Annotated in this window: 19 protein-coding genes; 3 read left to right on the top strand and 16 right to left on the bottom strand. The window is 68.2% G+C overall.

The genetic code is table 11. The features are described from left to right. Window positions 1-24 precede the first annotated feature (24 nt). The 6 genes from argJ to ABNF93_RS18050 all read right to left on the bottom strand — a co-directional run bounded on the left by argJ (window position 25) and on the right by ABNF93_RS18050 (window position 8,868). Window positions 25-1,176, bottom strand: a complete 1,152-nt coding sequence (gene argJ / locus ABNF93_RS18075) for a bifunctional glutamate N-acetyltransferase/amino-acid acetyltransferase ArgJ (RefSeq protein WP_349329257.1) — start codon at window positions 1,174-1,176, stop codon at window positions 25-27. Beyond that, complete coding sequence (gene argC, locus ABNF93_RS18070) at window positions 1,173-2,210, bottom strand: N-acetyl-gamma-glutamyl-phosphate reductase (protein WP_349329256.1); 1,038 nt, start codon at window positions 2,208-2,210, stop codon at window positions 1,173-1,175. Before argC ends, argJ begins: the two co-directional genes overlap by 4 nt. Before the next feature lie 96 nt (window positions 2,211-2,306). Then, the gene (locus ABNF93_RS18065; RefSeq protein WP_349329255.1) at window positions 2,307-4,577 is read right to left on the bottom strand and encodes an ABC transporter ATP-binding protein; all 2,271 of its coding nucleotides are present in this window, start codon (window positions 4,575-4,577) and stop codon (window positions 2,307-2,309) included. Window positions 4,578-4,661: 84 nt separating this feature from the next. Further along, complete coding sequence (locus ABNF93_RS18060; RefSeq protein WP_349329254.1) at window positions 4,662-5,819, bottom strand: ABC transporter permease; 1,158 nt, start codon at window positions 5,817-5,819, stop codon at window positions 4,662-4,664. Window positions 5,820-5,865: 46 nt separating this feature from the next. Further along, complete coding sequence (locus ABNF93_RS18055) at window positions 5,866-6,858, bottom strand: ABC transporter permease (protein ID WP_349329253.1); 993 nt, start codon at window positions 6,856-6,858, stop codon at window positions 5,866-5,868. 45 nt (window positions 6,859-6,903) lie between these two features. Continuing rightward, a complete protein-coding gene (locus ABNF93_RS18050; RefSeq protein WP_349329252.1) occupies window positions 6,904-8,868 on the bottom strand; it encodes an ABC transporter substrate-binding protein in 1,965 nt (654 codons plus the stop codon). Between the two features lie 558 nt (window positions 8,869-9,426). Here ABNF93_RS18050 and ABNF93_RS18045 point away from each other — a divergent pair. Beyond that, window positions 9,427-10,188, top strand: coding sequence for an alpha/beta hydrolase (locus ABNF93_RS18045; protein ID WP_349329251.1), 762 nt, complete (start codon window positions 9,427-9,429; stop codon window positions 10,186-10,188). Window positions 10,189-10,209: 21 nt separating this feature from the next. On the opposite strand, the gene ABNF93_RS18040 is transcribed toward ABNF93_RS18045, so the two are convergent. Then, a complete protein-coding gene (locus ABNF93_RS18040; RefSeq protein WP_349329250.1) occupies window positions 10,210-10,953 on the bottom strand; it encodes a M50 family metallopeptidase in 744 nt (247 codons plus the stop codon). A gap of 48 nt (window positions 10,954-11,001) precedes the next feature. On the opposite strand from ABNF93_RS18040, the gene ABNF93_RS18035 reads away from it, so the two are divergent. Further along, window positions 11,002-11,508, top strand: coding sequence for an NUDIX hydrolase (locus tag ABNF93_RS18035; protein ID WP_349329249.1), 507 nt, complete (start codon window positions 11,002-11,004; stop codon window positions 11,506-11,508). Between the two features lie 5 nt (window positions 11,509-11,513). Here ABNF93_RS18035 and ABNF93_RS18030 read toward each other — a convergent pair whose 3' ends face one another. The 8 genes from ABNF93_RS18030 to infC form a co-directional block, all read right to left on the bottom strand. Beyond that, window positions 11,514-13,088, bottom strand: coding sequence for a Rieske 2Fe-2S domain-containing protein (locus ABNF93_RS18030; RefSeq protein WP_349329248.1), 1,575 nt, complete (start codon window positions 13,086-13,088; stop codon window positions 11,514-11,516). Window positions 13,089-13,266: 178 nt separating this feature from the next. Then, the gene (locus tag ABNF93_RS18025) at window positions 13,267-14,079 is read right to left on the bottom strand and encodes an SDR family NAD(P)-dependent oxidoreductase (protein ID WP_349329247.1); all 813 of its coding nucleotides are present in this window, start codon (window positions 14,077-14,079) and stop codon (window positions 13,267-13,269) included. A 35-nt stretch (window positions 14,080-14,114) separates the two neighbouring features. Beyond that, window positions 14,115-16,613, bottom strand: a complete 2,499-nt coding sequence (gene pheT, locus ABNF93_RS18020) for a phenylalanine--tRNA ligase subunit beta (protein WP_349329246.1) — start codon at window positions 16,611-16,613, stop codon at window positions 14,115-14,117. Beyond that, window positions 16,613-17,722 carry a phenylalanine--tRNA ligase subunit alpha gene (gene pheS / locus ABNF93_RS18015; RefSeq protein WP_349329245.1) on the bottom strand — a complete coding sequence of 370 codons (1,110 nt, stop codon included), beginning with the start codon at window positions 17,720-17,722 and terminating at the stop codon, window positions 16,613-16,615. The genes pheT and pheS overlap by 1 nt, the downstream gene beginning before the upstream one ends. Before the next feature lie 183 nt (window positions 17,723-17,905). Next, entirely contained in the window at window positions 17,906-18,766 is an 861-nt protein-coding gene (locus ABNF93_RS18010) for a TrmH family RNA methyltransferase (RefSeq protein ID WP_349329244.1), read from the bottom strand. Between the two features lie 47 nt (window positions 18,767-18,813). After that, entirely contained in the window at window positions 18,814-19,191 is a 378-nt protein-coding gene (rplT, locus tag ABNF93_RS18005) for a 50S ribosomal protein L20 (RefSeq protein WP_349329243.1), read from the bottom strand. A gap of 132 nt (window positions 19,192-19,323) precedes the next feature. Further along, entirely contained in the window at window positions 19,324-19,509 is a 186-nt protein-coding gene (gene rpmI / locus ABNF93_RS18000; RefSeq protein WP_502877591.1) for a 50S ribosomal protein L35, read from the bottom strand. A 123-nt stretch (window positions 19,510-19,632) separates the two neighbouring features. Continuing rightward, a complete protein-coding gene (gene infC, locus ABNF93_RS17995; RefSeq protein ID WP_349329241.1) occupies window positions 19,633-20,337 on the bottom strand; it encodes a translation initiation factor IF-3 in 705 nt (234 codons plus the stop codon). A 438-nt stretch (window positions 20,338-20,775) separates the two neighbouring features. Between infC and ABNF93_RS17990 the strand changes: the two genes are divergently transcribed. Continuing rightward, on the top strand, window positions 20,776-21,444 hold the full coding sequence (locus ABNF93_RS17990) for a uridine kinase family protein (protein ID WP_349329240.1): 669 nt from the start codon (window positions 20,776-20,778) through the stop codon (window positions 21,442-21,444). 162 nt (window positions 21,445-21,606) lie between these two features. On the opposite strand, the gene ABNF93_RS17985 is transcribed toward ABNF93_RS17990, so the two are convergent. Further along, window positions 21,607-22,848 (bottom strand): CaiB/BaiF CoA transferase family protein, encoded by a 1,242-nt coding sequence (locus ABNF93_RS17985; protein WP_349329239.1) that lies wholly within the window; start codon window positions 22,846-22,848, stop codon window positions 21,607-21,609. Window positions 22,849-22,934: the final 86 nt, after the last annotated feature.

Raw genomic sequence — 22,934 nt, 5'->3', positions numbered from 1 at the left:
TCTCAGGTGGTGTCCAGGTGGTGTTCAGGTGGAGTACGCCGAGTTCTCGTGGACGTACGCATGAGTCAGATCGTTGGTCCAGATGGTGGCGGACTCGCTGCCTGCCTTGAGATCGACGCTCACCTTCACCTGACGGGCCGACAGGTCCACCAGGTCGCGGGACTCGCCGATGCCGCCGTCGCGGCAGACCCACACGCCATTGAACGCCACGTCGAGGGTCGCCGGGTCGAACGCCGCGTCCGTCGTACCCACAGCGGCCAGAATCCTGCCCCAGTTGGCGTCCTTGCCGAAGACCGCGCACTTGAACAGGTTGTTCCGCGCGATCGACCGGCCGACCTCGAGCGCATCGGCCTCACTGGCGGCGTTCACCACCTCGATCGCGATGTCGTGCTCGGCGCCCTCCGCGTCACTGATGAGCTGTTGGGCGAGGTCGTGGCAGACCTCGCGCACCGCGGTGGCGAACTCGTCGTACGCGGGCGCGACTTCGGCGGCGCCGCTCGCCATCAACAGGACAGTGTCGTTGGTCGACATGCAGCCGTCGGAGTCGAGCCGGTCGAAGGTCGCGGCCGTCGCCTCGCGCAGGGCGCGGTTGACAGTCGCCGCCTCGACGTCGGCATCGGTGGTGAGCACCACAAGCATCGTGGCGAGCGACGGTGCCAGCATGCCCGCACCCTTCGCCATGCCGCCCACGCTCCAGCCGGTCCCCGCATACACCGCCTGCTTCGATCGCGTGTCGGTCGTCATGATCGCCGTGGCGGCGTCATCACCACCGTCAACCGCAAGTTGCGCGGCGGCGTCGGCGATGCCGGCGAGCAGCTTCTCCCGCTGCAACTGCTCGCCGATGAGGCCCGTCGAGCAGACGGCGACATCGATCGCGCCGATGCCCAGCTTGGCGGCGACGAGCTCCGCCGACGCATGGGTGTTCTGGAAACCCTCGGTGCCGGTGTAGCAGTTGGCGCCGCCGGAGTTGATGACGACGGCACGGACCTGCCCGTCCTTGCAGGCCTGCTCGCTCCACAACACGGGATTCGCCTTACAGCGGTTGGCCGTGAAGACCGCCGCGGCGGCGAAGCTTGGCCCGTCGTTGACGACGAGGGCGATGTCGGGCTTGCCGCTCGGCTTCAGTCCGGCCGTCACGCCGGTGGCGCGGAATCCCTGGGGCGTGGTGACGCTCATGGTGCCAGTCCGATCGTGGTGAGGCCTGTCGTCTCCGGCAGGCCGAGAGCGAGGTTCATGCACTGGACGCCACCACCGGCGGTGCCCTTGGTCAGGTTGTCGATCGCGGCGACCGCGACGAGCCGGCCGGCACGTTCGTCGACGGTGACCTGCGCATGCACGGCATTGGCGCCGAGGGTCGCCGCCGTCGTGGGCCAGGACCCCTCCGGCAGCAGGTGGAGGAACGGCTCGCCTGTCCACGCTTCGGCGTACGCCTCCCGCGCCCGGGCGGTGTCAACCTCGCCTTGCACCTGGGCCGTGCACGTCGCGAGGATCCCGCGCGGCATGGGCACCAGGACCGGCGTGAACGACACCGAGACCTTCTGGTCAGGTCCCGCCGCCGGGCGCAGGTTCTGCTCGATCTCGGGCGTGTGCCGGTGCGTGCCGCCAACGGAGTACGCCGAGGTGGAACCCATGACCTCGCTCCCGAGCAGGTGCGGCTTCGGCGTACGACCGGCACCGGACGTGCCCGACGCCGCCACGATCACCACGTCCTCCGGTCGGACGAGTCCGGCAGCCACCGCCGGGTACAACGCGAGGCTCGACACGGTCGGATAGCACCCCGGGACCGCGATCCGCCGTGCCGTACGCAGCTTCTCGCGCTGGCCGGGCAACTCGGGCAGGCCGTAGGGCCAGGTCCCCGCGTGCTTCCCGCCGTACCACCGCTCCCAGTCGGCCGCGTCGGCCAGCCGGAAGTCGGCGCCGCAGTCGATCACCAGCGTGTCGTCGGGAAGGCTCGCCGCCACCGCGCCGGACTGCCCGTGCGGCAACGCCAGGAACACGACGTCATGTCCTGCAAGCTGCTCCGTCGTGGTCTCGCCGAGCACCTCATCGGCGAGCCCCACCAGGTGGGGATGATGCTGGCCGAGGCGGGTGCCGGCACTCGCGGCCGCCGTCAGCGCCCCGATCTCGATCTCGGGATGTCCGAGGAGGAGGCGTAAGACCTCGCCACCGGCATACCCGCTCGCGCCGGCGACCGCCACCGTGAAACCCATGCGCTCGACTCCTCGATCCCGCTCCACCACGACCAGTGCATGAGTATGCCGTACAGCGCAATCTCATGCAACCGGCCCGTTGGGGCGGGGTCGGAGTCAGCGCCGGGTGCCCGCGGCCCCCGCGAGGGTGAGGTTCTCGGAGTAGTGGCAGGCGGCGACGTGGCCGTCGCCTGTTGTCCGCAGCTCGGGGATCTCGGAGTTGCAGCGTTCGGCTTGGACGTGCGGGCAGCGGGTGTGGAACAGGCACCCCGGGGGTGGGTTCGACGGGTCGGGAAGGTCGTCGGGAAGGGCGTGCTCGTGCCGGCCCCGCCGCTTCTGCGGGTCAGGCAGGGGTACGGCGTTGAGGAGCGCTTCGGTGTAGGGGTGGTCCGGCTTGGAGTACAGCGCCGACGTCTCCGCGGTCTCGACGATCTTGCCGAGGTACATCACCGTCACCCGGTCGCAGAGGTGCTCGATGACCGACAGGTCGTGGGAGATGAACAGATAGGTCAGGTTGAACTCGTCCTGCAGGTCCGCGAGCAGGTTGAGAATCTGCGCGCGTACGGACACGTCGAGCGCCGAGACCGCCTCGTCGCAGATCACCAGCCGGGGCTCGGTGATCAGGGCACGGGCGATGTTGATCCGCTGCCGCTCACCCCCGGAGAACGCGTGCGGGTAGCGGTGCATGTACTCCGGCCGCAGGCCCACCCGGCGCAGCATCTCCGCCACTCGGTCCTGGATCGCCGAACCCGTGGCCAGTTCATTCGTCTTCAACGGCTCACCGACAAGCTGGAGCAGCGTCATCCGCGGGTTGAGCGAGGAGAAGGGGTCCTGGAAGACGACCCGGATCTCCCGGCGGTACGCCTTGAGCTCCCGCGTGCCCAGCCCGGCCAGGTCCACCGTCTGACCCGAGGATGTCTGGTAGTTGATCTGCCCGCCGGTCGGCGTGAGAACCCGTGCCAGGCAACGCCCCACGGTCGTCTTGCCGCAGCCGGACTCCCCCACCAGACCGAGGGTTTCGCCCGGCTGGATGGTGAGGTCGACGCCGTCGACCGCGCGGATCGCCCCGGCAGAACGGCCGAACATCCCGCGCTTGATCGGGAAGTGCATGGCCAGGTCGCGAATGTCGACCAGCGCCTTGGTCTGGGCACTTGCCGCCTCAGCCAGCCGCCGCGACCGGGTGGTGGTCGACGACGCGGCGTGGGCGCCCCCGCCGCCGTCACCACCATGGGCGGCCGTCTTGGCAGCGGCGACCTTCGGCGCCTCTGAGTCCTTGAGCTGGCCGTCCGGTTCGTACAGGTGGCACTGCGCGATCTGGCCGGAGTCGAACCGGATCAACGGCGGATCGGTCGTGTCGCACAGCCCCGCGATCGCGTGCTCGCACCGGGTGTGGAACGGGCACCCGGACGGACGGTTCTGCGGGTGCGGGACCATCCCACGGATGGTGGCGAGCCGCTGCCGGTCCGACGTGCCCCGCATCGTCGGGATCGACCGCAGCAACGCCTGGGTGTACGGATGCTTGGGCGCCTCGAAGATCTCCGTCACGGTACCGTGCTCGGCGACCTTGCCGAGGTACATCACCGTCACCTCGTCGGCGATCTCGGCGACCACTCCCAGGTCGTGGGTGATGAACACCATCGCCATGCCGGTCTGGTCCTGCAGATCACCCAGCAGGTCGAGGATCCGAGCCTGCGTCGTCACGTCCAGCGCCGTGGTGGGTTCGTCCGCGATCAGCAGGGCCGGGTCGCACGACAACGCAACCGCGATCATCACCCGCTGGCACATACCGCCGGAGAGCTGGAACGGGAAGGCGTCCACCCGCCGCTCCGGCTGCGGGATACCCACCCGGCGCAGCTGGCTGATCGCCCGCTCACGTGCCTCGGCCTTCGGCAGGTCCTCGTGCAGCAGGATCGCCTCGATGAGCTGGTCGCCGACCGTGTACATCGGCGACAGGGACGCCATCGGCTCCTGGAAGACCATCCCGATCTCGGCGCCGCGGACCCGCCTGATGTCCTCGCCGCGGGTGTCCAGCGCCGCCAGATCGGACCACTCCGCGGTGACGTCCGGACGCCAGTTGATGGTGCCGTTGACGATCTGGCCCGGGCGCTCGACCAACTGCAGGATCGACCGGGCCGTCACCGACTTGCCGCACCCGGACTCGCCGACCACGCAGAGCGTCTTGCCCCGCGGGACCGCCAGGTCCACCCCGTCGACGGCGCGTACGACACCTTCGCTCGTGTGGAAGTGCGTCTTCAGATCCGTGATCTGGAGCAGCGGCTCCTCGCCGTTGCCGGTCGAGGCACCCGGTGAGGTGGCAATCGTCCCGGTTGCGGCGGGTGTGGGGCTCCCGCCTTCGACGATCTCCCGGGTCTCGCGGGTCTGGCTCATCACGTCTCCTCGCGTGCGGCTGAGGCTCTGGCCGGCCCAAACTGCATCGGCCGCGGGTTGGCGCTCGGGCTTGCGGCGGTGCCGCTAGTGCTTGTACGGGTCGGCCGCATCGCGGAGTCCGTCACCCAGGAAGTTCAACGCAAGGACGGTGACCACGACGAGGCAACCGGGCAACAACAGCCACGGCGCGGTCGCCACTGCGCGGATGTTCTGGGCCTGCTGGAGCAGGACGCCCCAGCTCACGACCGGCTCCTGCAGTCCGAGACCGAGGAACGACAGTGAGGTCTCCGCCAGGATCATCCCGGGGATCGACAGGGTGAGGGAGGCGATGAGGTAGCTGGAGAACGACGGAAGCATGTGACGGAAGATGATCCGCGGCTGGCTCGCGCCGTCGACCTGGGCAGCTGTCACGAAGTCCTCCTCCCGCAGCGAGAGGAACCGGCTTCGCACCACCCGTGCGAGGTGCGTCCACGCGATCATCGAAAGGATCACGGTGACGGCGAAGTATCTCTTCAACGGCCCCCACCCAGGTGGTACCGCGGCCGCCAGACCGAGCCACAACGGCAGCGTCGGGATCGACATGAAGAACTCCACCCCGCGCTGGATGACCGTGTCGACGACGCCGCCGAAGAACCCCGACACGCCGCCCAGCACGATGCCCAGGACGAACGCCACACCGACGCCGACCAGGCCGATCGACATCGAGACCCGCGCCCCGTGGATGATCCGCGACAGCAGGTCGTGGCCGTTACGGTCCGCACCCAACAGGTACATCGGCGTGTTCTTGGTCTCGACCGACGGTCCGATGAGATGCCGGTCGCCGGGGATCAGCCCGAAGAGCTTGTACTCCTCGCCCTTGGCGAAGAAGCTCACCGGGATCTTCTTCGACTCATCCGTCGTCCAGGTCAGCTCGAGCGTCTCCGGATCCTGGGAGGACTTGTAGCCGTAGACGTACAACCCGACGTCGCCCCCGTCGAGCACGTGCAGCTTCTGCGGCGGCGCGTACGCATAGTCAGGGTTGTAGTGGCTGCTGGAATACGGCGCCAGGAACTCCGCGAAGATCGCCAACAGGTAGATCACCGCGGTGACGACCATGCCCACCATGGCCAGGCGGTGCCGCTTGAAGCCCCACCACACGAGCTTCCACTGTGGCGCAACCGCGACCGCGGCCTCGTCAGCGGTCGTGACGGCACCGGATGACTGCGGGTCCAGTTGTTGCCCAGGTGCCACTATCTGCGTCATGGTCTGCTCCCACCAGTCGGGTCGCCCGTCGCCACCACGTCAACTCTCACCGGTACCTCAACCGAACCCGCGGATCCAGCCAGGCGAGGGCGATGTCGGAGATCAGCGTGCCGATCACGGTCAACACGCTCACGATCAGGATCACCGAGCCCGCGAGGTACATGTCCTGGCTCTTCAGCGAGTCCAGCAGCAACGGCCCGGTCGTCGGCAGGGACAGCACCTGCGCCACGATGACCTCACCGGACACCAGTCCCGGCAACACCCAACCGACCGTCGAGACGAACGGGTTCAGTGCCACCCGAAGCGGATACTTCACCGTCAGTCGCCGCTCGGGCATCCCACGTGCCCGGGCGGCGATGACGTACGGCTTGTGCAACTCATCCAGCAGGTTGGCCCGCAGCACCCGGATCAGACCGGCCGTGCCCGCCATGCCCAACACCACCACCGGGACCCACAAGTGAGACAACAGGTCGATCAGCTTGCCGAGGTTCCACGGCTCGTCCTGCCACTCCGGGGAGAACAACCCGCCCACACTCTGGCCGAAGTAGTTCAACCCGATCCACATCAGGACCAGCGCGATCAGGAACTCCGGGATCGCGAGCCCCAGGAAGCCCAGCGTCGTCGCCGCGTAGTCACCGGCGGAGTACTGCCGGACGGCGGAGTAGACGCCGATCGGGAACGCGACGACCCAGGTGAACAGCAGGGTCGTCACGGCCAGAACGATCGTCAACGGAAGCCGCTCGGCCAGGAGCGACGACACCGGCTTGTTCCACGCGAACGACGTACCGAAGTCGCCGTGGAACAGGATGTTCGTGATCCACTTCAGGTACTGAACGAACACCGGATCGTCGAGCCCGTACCGCGCCGACAGCTGCGCCAGCTGGGCCTGGTCCACCGTGTCGCCCTGCGCCTGCAGCTGCGACACCAACGTCGTCAGGTAGTCGCCAGGCGGCAGCTGGATGATCACGAACGCCACGACCGAGATGGCGAACAACACGGGCACCATCAACAGGACCCGGCGCCCAATATAGGTCAACACAACTGCCGCCTTCCTGCTACGCAGCGAAGCCTTGCGGACATGCCCCTAGGAGAAGTACCACTGCTCCGGGTTGGTGTTGGCCGGGCAGGCCCAGATGTGTGACTCCGGGAAGATCTCGGGGAGGTTGTGCAGGTTGTTCTTCGCGATGCCGTACGCCTCAGGGATCCGCACTGTCCCGATAGCGTAGAACTGCTCCTTGGCAATTTGGAGAATCTGCCGGAACAGGTCTTTCTGACCGGCCTCGTCGGGAGTCTGCACCATCTCCCAGTACAGCTCCATCTGCTTCAACGTCTCCGGCGGCGGCTTCTCACCGTCGGCGCCGCGGGAGTTGAAGTACAGCTGCCACATCGGGGCGTAGTTGGACTCGTTGGTGAAGGGGAACCACCACCGGCACTCGATCATCTCGCACTTGAGGCCGCCGTCGCCGGTCCACACCGTGCAGTCCGCCTCGTTGGCGTCCTTGCGTTCGTAGAACAGCGAACGGTCCTCGTTCTTGACCGCCGTGTCGACGCCGACCGCCTTCCAGAACTGCGCGACCTGCGTCGCACCGTCGACCCAGAACGGAACGAGCGCCGGGCTCGCGACCTCGATCTGGATGAACAGCCGCTTGCCGTCCGGACGCAGCCGGAAACCGTCGCCGTCCTTCTCGGTGAGGCCGGCCTTGTCCAGGGACTCGTTGGCGAGGGCGACGTCGTACTCGGTGTACTGCTTCCCGAACTCCTCGTCGTAGAACTCCGAGCGGGGGTCCGGCGCCGCCTGGAAGGGCTCACCCTGACGCTGCCAGGTCGCCGTGATCATCTCCGGCCGGTTGATGGCGTGGGAGAGACCGATGCGGAAGTCCTTGTTCTGGAAGATCTTGCGCTTGACCGGATCCTTGTGGGTCAGGTTCAGCGAGATCACCATGTCGTTGATGACGGTGTTCTCGAGGCGTAGGAAGCGGTAGTCGCCCTCCGTGCGGCCCTTGGCGAGCACCGGTTTGTTCGGCAGCGTGTTGATGTGCCGCGTGCTCATCGACAGCTCACCGTTGGTCGCCTTGAGCAGGATCACCTGGGCGTCGGTGTTGAGGTCGTAGACGACCTCGTCGATGTAGGGCAGCTGGCTGCCGTCGGGGTCGGTCTTCCAGTAGTAGGGGTTGCGTTCCAGGGTGACCCGGGTTCCCTTACCCAACGGGTTGAGGACCTTCCAGGCGTGCAGCCGTGGCACGTCGGGGTTTGCCCACACGTCGGCCTTCGCGAAGAAGAGGTCGGTCCAGGCCGCCATGTCCTCCTGCTCGGCGAGCGCCTCGACGTCGGGGTTGAACTTCTTGTGGAACTGCTCCATGTAGTGCTTCGGCCAGGCGATCAGCTGCCCCTGGTTGCCGAGCTTCTTGTAGAAGAGACCGTTCGGCGCCGGGAAGACGATCTTGACGGTGACGTCGTCGATCTTCTCGAGCTTCGCCGGCTTGCCGTCGCTCGTGAGGACCTCGGGAATCACCGGGGTGAGCTCCTCGTTGAGGATGACCTCATCGAACGCGAACACCAGGTCGTCGGCGGTGAAGGGCTCACCGTCGGACCACTTCATGCCCTCCCGCAGCGTGATGGTGTACTCCATCGCGTCGCTGGAGGGTTCGATCGACTCGGCGACGTTCGGCTCCACCGCGGTGGCGTCGGTGTTCCACCGGGCAAGGGGCTCGTGGCCCACGATGCGGCCGAGCCAAGGCGTGTCGGTGGCGTTGAGCAGCACCGTCTGGATCTTCCCGCCGTATGCGCCCACCTTGTCGACGGGCTGCACGACGAGCGGATTCTTCGGGAGCCGCTCGGCAACTTTCGGCAGCTCCCCGCTCTTGACGAGCTTCGCGAGGCTCGGAGCCTCCTTGCCCTTCTTGGCGGCAGCGGGCCCGCCGCCCTTCCCCGAAGGATCAGTCGAGAGAAATGAACAACTCGTGAGCGATGCGGCCGCGAGGGCGCCCCCGCCCCAGAGCAACAGGTCTCGTCGCGTCACGCGCACGTGGTTGTCGTGCGATGTGGTCATCGTGCGACCCCTTCCGTCGGGGCTCCGTCGTAGCTTTCGGACACGTGGTAAGCGCTCTCCCATTGTCAAAAACAGGTCAGCGCGTCAGTAGTCGGACACACGTCACCGACCACGTCCACGGAGCGGTTCCCCGGACCCGCTCCCGCCCCCGTCATCGTGATTGGTTGACGTGACGATAAGGCCCGAGCCATGCCCGGACAACAGCCCAGACGCCCCCATCCCTTCACAGGTCCGTAACCGGACATTCACAGGTGACAGCGCGAAACGTTTCGAACTCAGAGGGGCCCGAGGATCCTGAGTGCTGGGTAATGCATCTCCGCGGACCGTGGCGTTTCACCAGCGGTACGCGGATGGACACCGAGGCCAGGGGAACCTAACCTGAGCAGGGGAATGGGTCGGGCGTCGCGATGATCGTGGGGCGTCCGGGGTTCTCTCACACGGATGCTCCGCGATCTCGCACGCCCCCTTTCATCTCACCGCCTCGTCTGCCGCACCGGAGGCGGCACCTTCCTGCCCGATCTACGATGGCTTTTCCTGTCCGAGGCATGGAAGGTCCTCATGGGAGCAGCGGCCGTCAGCAACCGGCAGGTCGACTACGGGCTGGGCGAGTGCCTCGACATCTATCGACCTGGCATCTCCCCGGACTCGACCGAGCGCCTTCCCGTCGTCCTTCTGTGGCACGGCGTCGGCGTTGCCGAACGCGGCGTTCTCGCACCACTCGCGCGCGCGGTCGCCCGTGGCGGCTCTCTTGTGGTCGTACCCGACTGGCGTTCCTCGGCGGCGGACCGTGGGCGCGCGCATCTGCTTGCCTCGTTGGAGTTCGCACGTACCCGAATGGATGCGTACGGTGGCGACTCTTCACGGTTCGTGCTCGCCGGGTGGTCCCGTGGTGCTCGTGCCGGAATGGGACTCGTCCTGCGCCCGGAGGTCGTGAACGGCTGGCGACCGGGTGCGTTCGTCGGGATCGCCGGTGGCTATGGTCCGCGCCCGCACGGGCAGAACTCCGACGCGCCCACCACCGGATCGATTCCCCTCGAGGACGCACGATCCTCCACCGCGGCTCCCCTGCCCGTCACCCTGGTGCACGGCACGTCCGATCCGGTCGTCGACATCGAGCAGTCCCGAAGTGTGGCCGGCGTACTCAGGAACCGTGGATGGGACGTGACGCTCACCGAGGTCCCGGACGCCGATCATTCCTCCATCGTCTGGGCCGACGACGACCACGTAACGAAACGTTCCCGCCCCGGCAACAGCGCGCAGTCACTCCGTGACGGCTCGATGACAGCAGGTTCCGTACTGGAAGCGTTGGATCGCGTCTAGACCCTGGTGATCTGGCTGCACCTAGCCGGCTGCCGGGTCGAGCGTCGGGGCGAGGTCGGTCCAGCTGACGAGCAGGCTGGCACCCATCACCAGCGCGCCAACGGCGACCAGTCCGAAGAACGTCACCCACACCAGCCCCGGCACGCCGGTCAACCTGGCCAGCTGGTCGGCGTCGGAATCGCGCGCCGCCCGGCGGGCTCGCTTCTGCTGGAGTTCGCCGATCGGCCGGACTCCCGCGAAGAGCAGAAACCACGTGAAGGAGTACGCGAGTGCGGCCTGAGCCCGCTCGGGCGCGAACCACGAGACGGCGAAGATGGCCAACCCGGTGGTGAGGATGGAAAGGACGCCGTAGGCGTTGCGGACCAGCAGGAGCATGGCGGCGAGGGCGGCGATGCTGAGCCACAACAGTGCCGTGATCCGGCCCACCGTGAGCATCGCCGCGAAGCCCAGCCCGAGCAGCGACGGAGCGACGTAGCCGGCGAGTGCGGTCGCCACCATGCCGGGGCCGGTCGGTCGGCCACGCGAGATCGTGACGCCGGAGGTGTCGGAGTGCAGCCGGATGCCGCTCAGCCGCCGCCCCACCAGTAACGCGACCAGCGCATGGCCGCCTTCGTGCGCGATCGTGACGACGTTGCGCGCCCAGCGCCAGAGGTTCCCGAGCATGACGGCCGCGAGTGCCGGCAGGCTGCACAGGAGGACCTCGATGGCAGGCGACTCCTGCTGAACACCGGTCACGTCCTTCCACAGTTCGTCAAGGGAGGACATCGGGCAAAACTACTGCACTTTCCCCGGTCAATGCTTACGGTCGTCGGCGTGAGCGAGCCGACCGCATCGAAGACCGCCGCCCGGTCCCGCTCGTGGACTGGTGTCCGCGCGTACATCGAGCGAGCGACCAGCCGGGTGCTCCCCGTCGACACCGCTGGCAGGGTGCTCCTGTTGTACGGATTCGACCCCGTGCGCCCGGAGGAGCCCTTCTGGTTCACGGTCGGTGGCGCCATCGACCGCGGCGAGACACCGCGCGAGGCAGCGCGCCGGGAGCTGCGCGAGGAGACCGGAATCGTCGTCGACGCGTCCGTCTTCGGGGAGCCGCTGGCGTCGTACATGGTCGAGTTCTCCTGGGGTGGGTACTTCGTCGTCCAGTCCCAGGCGTTCTTCGCCGTGCGGGTCGGCGAGGTCGCGGTCTCGTTCGACGGGTTGGATGCCCTGGAGAGGGCCACGACCGTCTCGTACCGCTGGTGGTACGCCGACGAACTCGCCGCCAGCGGGGAGCGCTACCCCGACGGGCTTCCCGCGCTCATCCGCCGGGCCGCCCGCGCGTGAGGGCGTCAGTCCTCGGGCACCTCGTGGGTGGGAACGGGCACGGAGTCCGCCGCCGTGACCTTGCGGGCCTTGATCGGCCGGTCGCTCGCGTTGAGGCAACGCCCCGTCGACAGGTCGAACTCGTACCCGTGCATGGAGCACCGCAACCGGTCGCCCGTGACCTCGCCGAAGTAGCTCAGGTCGGCCTGCCGATGTGGGCACTTGCGTTGGACCATCCAGTCACCGAGCTGGATCTCCTCCACCTCGTCCTCCTGCTGGGCGTACCAGCGCTCGGCGTAGGTCATGCGTTCCGGTGAGAGGCACTTGAAGAAGGTGTAGACGAACTCGTTGTACGGACCGATCCGCGAGGCGCCGAACCGCAGGCTCAGGAAGAGGCTGTTGACCCAGTCTCCCTCGTCGTCGGCGATCAGCCGCTCGATGAGGGTGCGGTCGAACCGGAAGCGGTACCTGCACTTCTCGCCGTTCCACGGGCGCACCTCGCGGTCGATGAAGTCGACGACGATCTGGTCAGTATCGCCGATCTCCATGAGCAGTTGGGCGCCTACTCCGGTGCTGATGTGGTCGGCGATCTTCAGCAACGGTTCGAACCGCTTCTTGATCTCGGGCAGGATGTTGACCTGCGGGGCGGGCCACGCCGCCTTCTCCTTTTCCAGCCGCTGGCGCACACGTTCGGCGTAGGACTGGAGGTAGAGCGCCTTGTCCTGGTAGGGCGCCATCGGGTGATCGTCCGGGTGGGTTACCTCAGCCGCGTTTCCGGTGGTGATGGCCAGCACGCTGCCAGGCACCATGAGCAAACCGTTGTTCCGTTCCTTCTCCCGCAGATAGTCGAGAAAGACCGGGTGGTCGGGAAACGGGTTCGATGGGGAGTTGTCGATATCGTTGTACTGCATCAGGTCATCATCGAGAAACGCCGCCGGCCCAGCCGAGGGAACCACATAACGGGCGTTGATCTCCTCGACATAGCGGTACGCCCGCGCCAGGCCGTTCTCCCGCTTACTCCGGCCGAACGCAACCTTCGCCGACTCGGGAAGGTCATAGACAAGTGGCCACCAGTTGGCGCCGGAGAACTGCAGGAACTGCACGTCGTAATCACCGAACGAACGCACGACGTCGAGATCGATCGGTTTCGCGTCGTTCTGGTTGAGAAGACGGGCGGTCCCGTCGTCGATCGCGAGTGCGGAATCACCGATGGGCCCGTCGCTGGGCGAGACAAGCGCAACGATCATGATGCGCAGCCCGCCGTCGAGCGTGACCGGCTCCGAGTTCGGTACGGTGATGAAGTTGGTGAAACCCAACTCTCGCAGGGAATTCTCCAGCTCCGGTGTCTGATAGTCGGGCAGGAGGACCGTGGTGGTGTGCGACACGCCCGTACGCAGGAACTCAGGGTCGAAATGGTCGTGATGCAGGTGCGACACATACAGATAGTCGGGATCTCGATACGCGTCCCAGTCCAGCTTGCTGTTGTCCGGGAACGGGAACCATGACGCGAAATACGCGGGATTGACCCACGGGTCACACAGTATGGTTCCGGCGGCTGTCTCGATAAAGAAACCGGCATGACCGATCGACGTTACCCGCATGTCGCAATCAAACTTTCTCTACGCCTGATGAATTGAATCCGGCACGACATTCCCGGCGCCTCTTTTCAGGCGGCCGAGTACGTTCACATTCAACTCGTCGAGGGCGCGGGCAACCGGAGTTTGCGACAACTCCAATGCGCGGGCGAAAAGTGTGGAGAGGTCAGTGCAAATGTGTTTGTCAGGCCAGTGGGTCGTCGCCGCCGTAGGGGCGAAGCCGCAGTGTGCGGGCATCGTCTCGCGCGATCGCGTCGGCGCGCTCCAGCAGGTCTGACACCTCGTCGGTTCCCGCCCGCAGATAGCGGCCCGACAGTGGGTCCAGACGGCCCGACGCGATCGCCTCGATCATGCTGGTCACGGCTTCCACCGGAGTCCACGCCGTGCGTTCCCGGTGGGTCGGCATCGCGCCGGTCATGTCCGTCCGGACGACGCCGGGTGCGACGTCGAACGCCCGAACGCCGGCAGGACCGGCTCCGGCGACGATCGAACCGGTCAGCCGGAGCAAGGCCGTCTTCGCGACGCCGTAGGCGCTGTAGATCGCGCTGTCCTTGAGCGCTGCCCCGCTGGTGATGTTGACGATCCGACCGGCCCTCCGGTCGACCATCGCCGGCAGCATTGCCCGGCAGAAGAGATACGGCCCGCGAAGGTCCGTTTCGACGACCGCCCACCACTCGTCAGGGTCGGACTCCCACAACGGGACCTCACTGGTCTCGATCCGGCCGGCATTGTTGACCAGCAGGTCGACCGAACCAAGGGCCGATCGCACGGTGTCGACTGCGGACCGCACCTCGTCGTACCGGGTGACGTCGGCCGTCGCCGTCGCTGCCCGCGCGCCGGTGGCCTCGCATTCCCGGCGTACGCGCTCGAGTGCGTCGGAGTCGCGGGCGGTCAGACCGACGGCGACACCGGACCGGGCAAGCGTCAGCGCGATCTCCCGGCCGATGCCACGGCTCGCACCCGTCACCAGGGCGACCTTGCTCGCGTTGTCCGCCATTGGTTTCCTACGCCTCCCCCGCGTTGTTACCCGTTTCAGGCGCCCCGCTGGACCGCTCCGGTACGCCGGGCCGCTTCGTCGACCGCGGCCTGCTTCGCGGCGCCGACCTCGGCATCGGTCAGTGTCCGGTCGGGCGCCCGGAAGCGCAGCGCGAACGCCAGGGACTTCGTACCTTCCGCGATCTGCGCGCCGGTGTAGACGTCGAAGAGGCGTACGGACTCGAGCAGCTCGCCGGCGCCCTCGCGGAGAGCGGCCTCGACGTCGGCCACCGGAACACCAGCGTCGACGGTCAGCGCGACGTCCTCCTTGGCCGGCGGATACGGGGAGACCGTGGGCGCCGCCACCGGCCCGGTCCGCGCGCCCAGCAGCGACAGGTCCAGCTCCATCGCGCACGCGCGCGCCGGCAGGCCGTACGCCTCGACGACCTTGGGGTGCAGCTCACCGGCATGGCCCACGAGACGCCCATCGACGCGCAGGATCGCGCACCGGCCAGGATGCCACGGGGCATGCTCGTCGGCGCGTACCTCCAGGTCCACGCCGGCCGCGCCCGCGACCAACCGGGCCGCCTGGATCGCGTCGGCCCATCCCGCCTGCCGACCGGCGCCCCACCAGCCGGACCGCTCCCGCTCGCCGCACAGGACGACACCCACCCGGCGGGGCTGCCGCGGGAGGGCGGCATCGAGGGCCGCGATCTCCTCGTCGGTCGGGCGGTCGTCGACCGGGAGCCGCGGCGCTGGTGGCGTGTCTGACTCCGGTCGGAAGACCAGGCCAACCTCGAAGAGCGCCAGGTCGGTCATGCCGCGTCCGACGTTGCGCCGAGCCGTGTCGAGCAGGCCAGGAAGCAGGGTCGTACGCAGCAACGGCTGCTCCTCCGACAGCGGGTTGGCGAGCCGGAGCGCCCGGCGGCGGACGTCGTCGGCGGGAAGCTGGAGCCGGTCGAAGTCGGCCACCCCGACGAAGGGGTACGCCAGGACCTCGACATAACCCGCACCCGCCAACGTCTGGCCGATCAGGCGACGCAGCCGCTGGTCGGCCGTGAGGCCGCGCCCGGGTGGTGCGACCGGCAGCACACTGGGCACGGCGTCGTAGCCTTCGAGGCGGATGACCTCTTCGGCCAGGTCGTTGGGGTCGGTGAGGTCGGGACGCCACGACGGCGGGGTGACGGTCAGCGCGCCGCCGGCAGCCGTGACCTCGCAGCCAACCTCCTGCAGCCGGCGTACGGTCGGCTCCGCGGCGATGTCGTAGCCGGCGACCCGGGACGGGTGGTCGGCCGGGATCGTGAGCGGCTCCCGCGGCGGAACCACGCCGACGAGCGTCGTACCTTCCTCGATCCGCCCACCGCCGATCTCGACGAGCAGTTCCGCCACCCGCCGCGCCGCGAACGCCTGAAGCTGGGAGTCGACGCCGCGTTCGAACCGCTTGGACGCCTCACTCGACAGTTTGTGCCGCCGGGACGTACGCGCGATCGTGACCGGATCCCAGTACGCCGCCTCGACCACGATGTCGGTCGTCTGCTCCGACAGTTCCGTGGTCGCACCGCCCATGACCCCACCGAGCCCGACGGGGCCGGAGTCGTCGGTGACCACGAGATCCTCGGGATCGAGCACCCGGGTCACACCGTCGAGGGTCTGCAGCTTCTCCCCGGGCTCGGCCCGACGGACCACGATCGGGCCACGCAGTAGCGCACGGTCCCAGCCGTGGATCGGCTGGCCCAGGTCGAGCATGACGTAGTTGGTGACGTCGACACCGAGTGAGATCGGCCGCATTCCGGCCAACTGGATCCGCCGCTGCAACCACCGCGGGCTTGGCGTGGCCGGGTTGAACCCGACCACGGTGACCGCCGCGAACGACGGGCAGCCCACCGGGTCGTCGACCCGCACCGGATAGCCGGCATCGGAAGGCTCGATCAGGCCACTCTTGCCAGATGTCAGCGGAGCCTCGACAGGATCGGTGAACGCCAGACCGAACGCCGTCGCCGCCTCGCGTGCCACGCCACGTATCGACATGGTGTAGCCGCGGTCGGGCGTGGTGGCGATGTCGAGCACGTCGTCACGCAACCGCAGCAGCGCGACGGCATCCGCGCCGGGCTCGACCGTCTCGCCGGGGTCCAGCACGATGATGCCGGTGTGGTCGTCACCGAGGCCGAGTTCCAGAGCCGAGCAGATCATGCCGTCGGACACGTGGCCGTAGGTCCTGCGGGCGCCGATGGTGAACCCACCGGGCAGCACCGTGCCGGGCAGCGCCACGACGACGAGATCGTCCTCGGCGAAGTTGCGGGCACCACAGACGACACCGCGTGGCTCGGCCTCGCCGACGTCGACGCTGCACCAGCGAATGGTCTTGCCGTTCTTGTGCGTCTCCTCGGCGTAGGACAGAACCCTGCCGACCACCAGCGAGCCGCTGACGTCGGCACCCACCTCGTCGACCGCCTCGACCTCGAGCCCGGAGCGGATCAGCCGATCGGCCACCTCGCGGGCACTGATGTCGGGGGGCAGGTCGACGTACTCCCGCAGCCACGAGATCGGGACCCGCATCAGCTCTCCCATCCGAACGCCTGGGTGAACCGCACATCACCCTCGACCATGTCGCGCATGTCGGCGATGCCGTGCCGGAACATCAGGGTGCGTTCGATTCCCATCCCGAACGCGAAACCGGAGTAGCGGTCGGTGTCGATGCCGCAGGCGGTGAGGACGCGGGGGTTGACCACTCCGCAGCCGCCCCACTCGATCCAGCCCTCGCTCGCGCACGTGCGACACGGCCGGTCCGGGTTGCCGACGGAGGCGCCGCGACACACGAAGCACTGCAGGTCGAGCTCGGCACTCGGCTCGGTGAACGGGAAGTAGTACGGACGCAGCCGGGTCCTGATGCCCTCGCCGAACATCGCCTGCGCGAAGTGGTCGAGGGTTCCCTTGAGGTGCGCCATCGTGATGCCCTCGTCGACGACGAGCCCCTCGACCTGGTGGAAGACCGGCGTGTGGGTCGCGTCGAGCTCGTCCGTGCGGTAGGTCCGACCCGGACACACGACGTAGATGGGCGGTTTGCGGGCCAGCATCGTGCGTGCCTGGGCGGGTGAGGTGTGGGTACGCAGGACGACGCCGGCTTCCTCCGGGTCGACGAAGAACGTGTCCATCGTCGTACGTGCCGGGTGGTCCGGTGGGATGTTGAGGGCGTCGAAGTTCAGCCACTCGGCCTCGACCTCCGGCCCTTCGGCGACCTCCCAGCCCATCGCCACGAAGACGTCGGCGATGCGTTCGGAGACCGTGGTCAGCGGATGCCGGGCGCCGCGAGGCTCGACGTCCCACGGCTGGGTGACGTCGACGGCCTCCTCGACGAGGATCCGGGCCTCGCGCTTCTGCTCGAGAGCGGCCTGGCACGCCGCGAGGGCCTCGTTGACGGCCTTGCGGGCGGCGCCGATCCGCATACCGGCGTCCTTGCGGGCCTGCGGTGGGAGTGAACCGATCTCGCGGTTGGCGAGCGCGAGCGGGCTGCGGTCGCCGGCGTGGGCGAGGCGCGCCTCGCGGAGGGCGTCGAGATCTTCCGCCGCCTCGATCGCGGCCAGCGCCTCGTCGCGCATCCGCGCCACCTCGTCGGGGTGCAGTGGCGTGACCTCGACCGGATCGTAGTTCGTGTTCGGGCCGGACATGTTCAGTCGGAGGGTCCCCTCATCAAGTCGTACGCCTGGCAAAGTCTAGGGAGACGCCCGGCGGTGGCCAGCCCAGCCCTCCCGGCGCCGGCCAAGGCCGGCAAATGACCACGCTGAGCAGGTCTGCAGCACCCGAGCCATGCATCGACGCCTGGTCCGATGCGGCATACCTGCTCAGCGTGGTCATTTGCCGCGAACCACCGGGGCACCCGGGTCGGATCGGCAGCCGCCAGGCGCACGCTGGGCCCGGGCAGAGGCGTAGAGGCAGACGGCGGCCGCAGTAGCGAGGTTGAGGCTCTCGGCGCGACCGTAGACAGGCACGCGGACCACGGCATCGACCAACCCACGTGTCGCCGACGGCAGGCCCCAGGCCTCGTTGCCGAAGATCCAGGCCGTCGGCCCGGCGAGCAGGCCCCGCTCACCCGCGACTTCCAGGTCGATCTCGCCCGCGCCGTCGGCGGCGAGCACCCTCACCCCTCCCGCCCGCAGCGAGGCGACCCCCTCGGCCGCCGGCATGCCCACCGCGACCGGGAGGTGGAACAGGCTGCCCGCGGATGCGCGGACACATTTCGGGTTGTAGACATCGACCGAGGCGTCCGTGAACACCACCCCGTCAGCGCCCGCAGCGTCCGCGCACCGCAGGACCGTGCCGGCATTGCCCGGATCACGAACCTGCGCCAGGACCGCGACCAACGAGGGCGCCGCGTCTACCACCTCGGAATAGGCCACGTCGACAAAGCAGCACACCGCCAGGACACCTTGCGGGGTCACCGTCTGCGCGAGGCTGTCGAAGACCTCACCGGACACCAGGCGTACGGGGACGTCGCCTCGCTCGGCGGCGGCGATCAACTCGGGATAACGCTGCGTCGCCGGAGCCGTCGCGAAGAGCTCCCGCACTATGCCGGGAACCGCGAGCGCCTCGCAGACGGCCTGCGGGCCCTCAGCCAGGAACTGTCGGCCCCGCGACCGGAACGCCCGCTTCACGAGGCGCCGTGCAGCGACCACACGGCTGGCGCGCAGGTCGGTGAGCTCCGGGCCGGCCACGGACATCAACGTCGGTCGCGAATCGTCGGTGTCGTACGAATCTGCCGTCAGGCCGCGGCGTCGGTCTCGGCGGGCAGTGCCTTCCTGGCCACTTCGACCAGTGCGGCGAACGCCGGGGCGTCGGTGACGGCGAGATCAGCGAGGATCTTCCGGTCCACCTCGACGCCGGCGGCCTTCAGACCCTGGACGAACCGGTTGTAGGTCATGCCGTTCTGCCGGGCCGCGGCGTTGATCCGGGTGATCCACAGCCGCCGGAAGTCGCCCTTGCGCGCCCTGCGGTCGCGGTAGGAGTAGACGAGGGAGTGGGTGACCTGCTCCTTTGCCTTGCGGTAGAGGCGCGAGCGCTGGCCGCGGTACCCCTTGGCCCTCTCGAGGATTTCGCGACGCTTCTTGTGGGCGTTGACCGCCCGCTTCACGCGTGCCACTGGCGTACTCCTTGCTCGGGTGTGCCGCGCACAGCTGGAACGCGGCGTGGTTCATGGTCGGGTCTGGTGGGACGGCCCTGGGAGTCGGTGGTGGTACGACCGCCGTCAAGGGCCTGAGGCCGTGCGGCCGCGTCAGCGCGCGAGAAGCCTTTTGATCTTCTTCTTGTCAGGGGAGGCCGCCTCGACGGCCGGCGCGAGTCGCCGCGAAACCTTGGCCGCCTTCTTCTCCATCTTGGCGCTCCGGCTCGCCCGGTTGTGCATGAGCTTCCCGCTGGCGGTCACCCGGAAGCGCTTCTTGGCCCCGCTGTGGGTCTTCATCTTCGGCATGGTCGTCCCTTGGCTGGAGGCGTCGAGGGCACAATGCGCACCCGACGTGATGCTTGGTCGTACGTGGCCGCCGGTCAGGGACCAGATCCCCGGCCGGGCGACCCGGTGGTGGTGTTACTCGACGTCCGCCGTCTGTGGCGTGCGCTCGGCCCGCTCCTGCGGTGCGGTCCGCTCGGCGCGTTCGGCCACCCGGTCCGCCTCGCGTTCGGCGGCCCGGCGGGCCTTGTCGGCCTCGATGTCTGCCCGCGCCTCCGACTTCCGCTTGTGCGGCGTGACGACCATGATCATGTTCCGGCCGTCCTGTCGGGGCTGGGATTCGACATACCCGAGATCGTCGATGTCTTCGGCCAGTCGCTGCAGGAGCCGGAAGCCCAGTTCGGGCCGGCTCTGCTCGCGTCCACGGAACATGATCGTGATCTTGACCTTGTCCCCCTGGCGAAGGAACCGCACCACGTGACCCTTCTTGGTCTCGTAGTCGTGCGGGTCGATCTTCGGGCGGAGCTTCATCTCCTTGATGACCGTCTGGGCCTGGTTACGTCGAGCTTCCCGGGCCTTTTGAGCGGTTTCGTACTTGAACTTCCCGAAGTCCATCAGTTTGCAGACCGGCGGCCTGGCCGTCGGGGCGACCTCGACAAGGTCGAGATCCGCCTCCTGCGCCAGGCGCAACGCATCGTCGATACGTACGATGCCGACCTGCTCCCCTGCAGGTCCGACGAGTCGGACCTCGGGAACCCGGATCCGCTCATTGACGCGAAGCTCTGTGGCGATGAGGACCCTCCTGGGTGGTAGACGATGGCTGGCGGCCGCCGGTCCGGACACCTCGCAAATGGTGAGAACACGAAAAAGGCTCCCGTGCTCTCGTCACGGAAGCCATCACCCGGTGCATGCGGTGGGCACCAGCCCGAAGGCTGGAGTGCCGCACGGGCCGCCTGGTAGCACTCGCGAGGAGCGCCTGGCGACCGGCCGGACCCGACGATCATTGCTGATCGCTGCGGGTGGGAGATGACCTCCGCTTTGGGATCTGGTCGGGCACGCGGAACGCACCTGGCCAGATCGGCCGGCTGTAAGCCTACCAAAGCTCTCAGCGTCTGCTCGTCCACGCCTTCTCGCCGGTCGCGCAGTAGGGCGCCGACGCTTCGGCCGAGAACCGCCGGACGAACGCCACGCCCACCTTGGCGCCGTCGACACTGGTGCGGCAGGGCGAGACGATAACCGGTCCGAGGAATCGCGAGCATCGGTCATCTACGCTTGCCGGCCGTGGCTGAGTCCCGCGACCGCACGAGCCCCGACCCGGCGGTAGGTATGTCACCGGAGACCTCCGCCGGCGTGGTGCATCCACTTGCCGCGGTGGCCCGACACATCCTGGTCGAGGCGCCGCGTCTCGGTCCGGTGCGGCTGGTCTGCGTCGACGGTCCGACCTGTTCCGGCAAGACAACCCTCGCCGGCAAGCTGGCGAAGGTACTCGGCGACGTCCCGGTGGTCCACATGGACGACCTGTACGAAGGATGGGACGGGCTGCCTGGTGTGGCGGCCCGGCTCGAGACGTGGTTGCTCGGCCCGCTGCGTACCGGCGCGCCGGCGCGCTACCGGCGCTACGACTGGACCGCCGGCACGTTCGCCGAATGGCATGCCGTCCCCGCCTGCCCGGCGCTGGTCGTCGAGGGCGTTGGCTCCGCCGCGCGAGTCGTCGACGGCCATGCCGTCTGCAAGATCTGGGTGGAGGCACCGACCGAGACCAGGTATGCCCGCGGCATGGTCCGCGACGACGGCGGCTTCGGGCCATACTGGGACACCTGGGCAGCGGCGGAACGCCGACATTTCACCATGGAGCAGACCAGGGACCGGGCGGACCTCATCGTCGACGGCGCGCCGACGGTGGCGTACGACCCGGAGGCCGAGGTCGTCGTCACGGCCTGGCGCCGGTGACCACCCCCTCCCGACCCGCCACTGCAGGGCCACACCTCAGAGCGGGTCGGCTCGTCGGTACGGATCAGCGCATCAGGACAGACCAGCGCATCAGGACAGACCAGCGCATCAGGACAGACCAGCGCATCAGGACAGATCAGCGCATCAGGACAGATCAGCGCATCAGGTGGACGGATCAGCGCCCCGGGCCGGGTCGGCGGCTGAGAACGGGTCGTGGTCGGCGGTAGCCTCCGCCGCCTCAACCTCGTCGAGCCATTCGAGGACCGCGTCCGTGTGTTGGCCCAGTGTCGGCGGCGCGAGGTTGGCTTCCTGCCCACCGGCATAGGCGTTGTCGTCCAGCCGGATCGCCGGTCCGGGAATCGCGATCCGGCCCAGCGATGCGTGCTCCACGTCGACCACCAGACCCTGGGAGCGCGTCTGATCCCATGCGTACACCTGGTCGAGCGTCTTGACCTCACCGGCAGGCACCCCGACCTCCGCAAGCTTGGGCAGCAGACGGTCGGTCGGCCACTGTGCGAACGCGGCCTCGACGGCGGCGATCACCGCGTCCCGGTTGCCGACGCGGTCGGCGTTGGATGCGTACCCCTCGGCGTCCGCCGGGAGGTCGAACGCGGCCGCGAACCGTCGCCACAACCCTTCGCTGCCCACGGAGATCTGGACGATGCCGTCGGCCGCGTGGAACAACCCGTAGGGACAGATGGACGGGTGGTGGTTGCCCTGGGCGTGGGCGACCTCGCCCGCCACGGTGTAGCGAGTTCCTTGGTAGGCGTGCACACCGACGATCGCGGCGAGCAGGGACGTACGCACGATCCGCCCGCGCCCGGTGCGGGCCCGTTCGTGCAGGGCCGCGACGACACCGTAGGCGCCGTACATCCCCGCCAGCAGGTCGGCGATCGGCACCCCGACCCGGATCGGCTCTTCCGGACTCGGCCCGGTGATGGACATCAGCCCGCCCTCCCCCTGGGCGATCTGGTCGTAGCCGGCGCGCATACCTTCCGGCCCGTCATGGCCGAACCCGGTGATGGAAAGGACGACGAGCCGCGGGTTGAGCCTCGTCAGCTCGTCCTCAGCAAAGCCGAGTCGGGTGAGTACGCCGGGCCGGAAGTTCTCCACGAGCACGTCGGCCTGGCGTAGCAGGCGGCGCAGCTGCCGACGGCCGTCATCGGACTTGAGGTCGAGGGTGATGGACTCCTTGTTCCGGTTGCAGGACAGGAAGTATGTTGCCTCGGGTGCGGCCTCCGGTCCGACGAACGGTGGACCCCAGCCGCGAGAATCGTCACCTCCGTCTGGGTTTTCGACCTTGATCACGCGCGCGCCGAGGTCGCCGAGCATCATGGCGGCGTGCGGACCGGCGAGGGCCCGGGACAGGTCGATGACAAGAACGTCCGACAACGGTCCGGGCACGAACGCACCTCTTTCCCTCGGCTTCACATGTCATCACAGCTGGATCGCCACCAAGGCCATGGCCTCCACCACCACATCTACACCGT

The sequence above is a fragment of the Actinopolymorpha sp. B9G3 genome, from assembly GCF_040120725.1.
Lineage (GTDB): Bacteria > Actinomycetota > Actinomycetes > Propionibacteriales > Actinopolymorphaceae > Thermasporomyces.
Note: the sequence above shows the minus strand (reverse complement) of the source record. Positions and strands in the feature narration are given on the sequence as shown.

Coding starts and splice junctions, on each gene's coding strand:
- pheS (WP_349329245.1), bottom strand. CDS start 17,722: ATGTCCGGCCCGAACACGAACTACGATCCGGTCGAGGTCACGCCACTG.
- ABNF93_RS18030 (WP_349329248.1), bottom strand. CDS start 13,088: ATGCGGGTAACGTCGATCGGTCATGCCGGTTTCTTTATCGAGACAGCC.
- ABNF93_RS18060 (WP_349329254.1), bottom strand. CDS start 5,819: ATGACGCAGATAGTGGCACCTGGGCAACAACTGGACCCGCAGTCATCC.
- ABNF93_RS18040 (WP_349329250.1), bottom strand. CDS start 10,953: ATGTCCTCCCTTGACGAACTGTGGAAGGACGTGACCGGTGTTCAGCAG.
- argJ (WP_349329257.1), bottom strand. CDS start 1,176: ATGAGCGTCACCACGCCCCAGGGATTCCGCGCCACCGGCGTGACGGCC.
- ABNF93_RS18045 (WP_349329251.1), top strand. CDS start 9,427: ATGGGAGCAGCGGCCGTCAGCAACCGGCAGGTCGACTACGGGCTGGGC.
- ABNF93_RS18050 (WP_349329252.1), bottom strand. CDS start 8,868: ATGACCACATCGCACGACAACCACGTGCGCGTGACGCGACGAGACCTG.
- argC (WP_349329256.1), bottom strand. CDS start 2,210: ATGGGTTTCACGGTGGCGGTCGCCGGCGCGAGCGGGTATGCCGGTGGC.
- rpmI (WP_502877591.1), bottom strand. CDS start 19,509: ATGAAGACCCACAGCGGGGCCAAGAAGCGCTTCCGGGTGACCGCCAGC.
- ABNF93_RS18065 (WP_349329255.1), bottom strand. CDS start 4,577: ATGAGCCAGACCCGCGAGACCCGGGAGATCGTCGAAGGCGGGAGCCCC.
- ABNF93_RS18025 (WP_349329247.1), bottom strand. CDS start 14,079: ATGGCGGACAACGCGAGCAAGGTCGCCCTGGTGACGGGTGCGAGCCGT.
- pheT (WP_349329246.1), bottom strand. CDS start 16,613: ATGCGGGTCCCGATCTCGTGGCTGCGGGAGTACGTCGACCTGCCCCCC.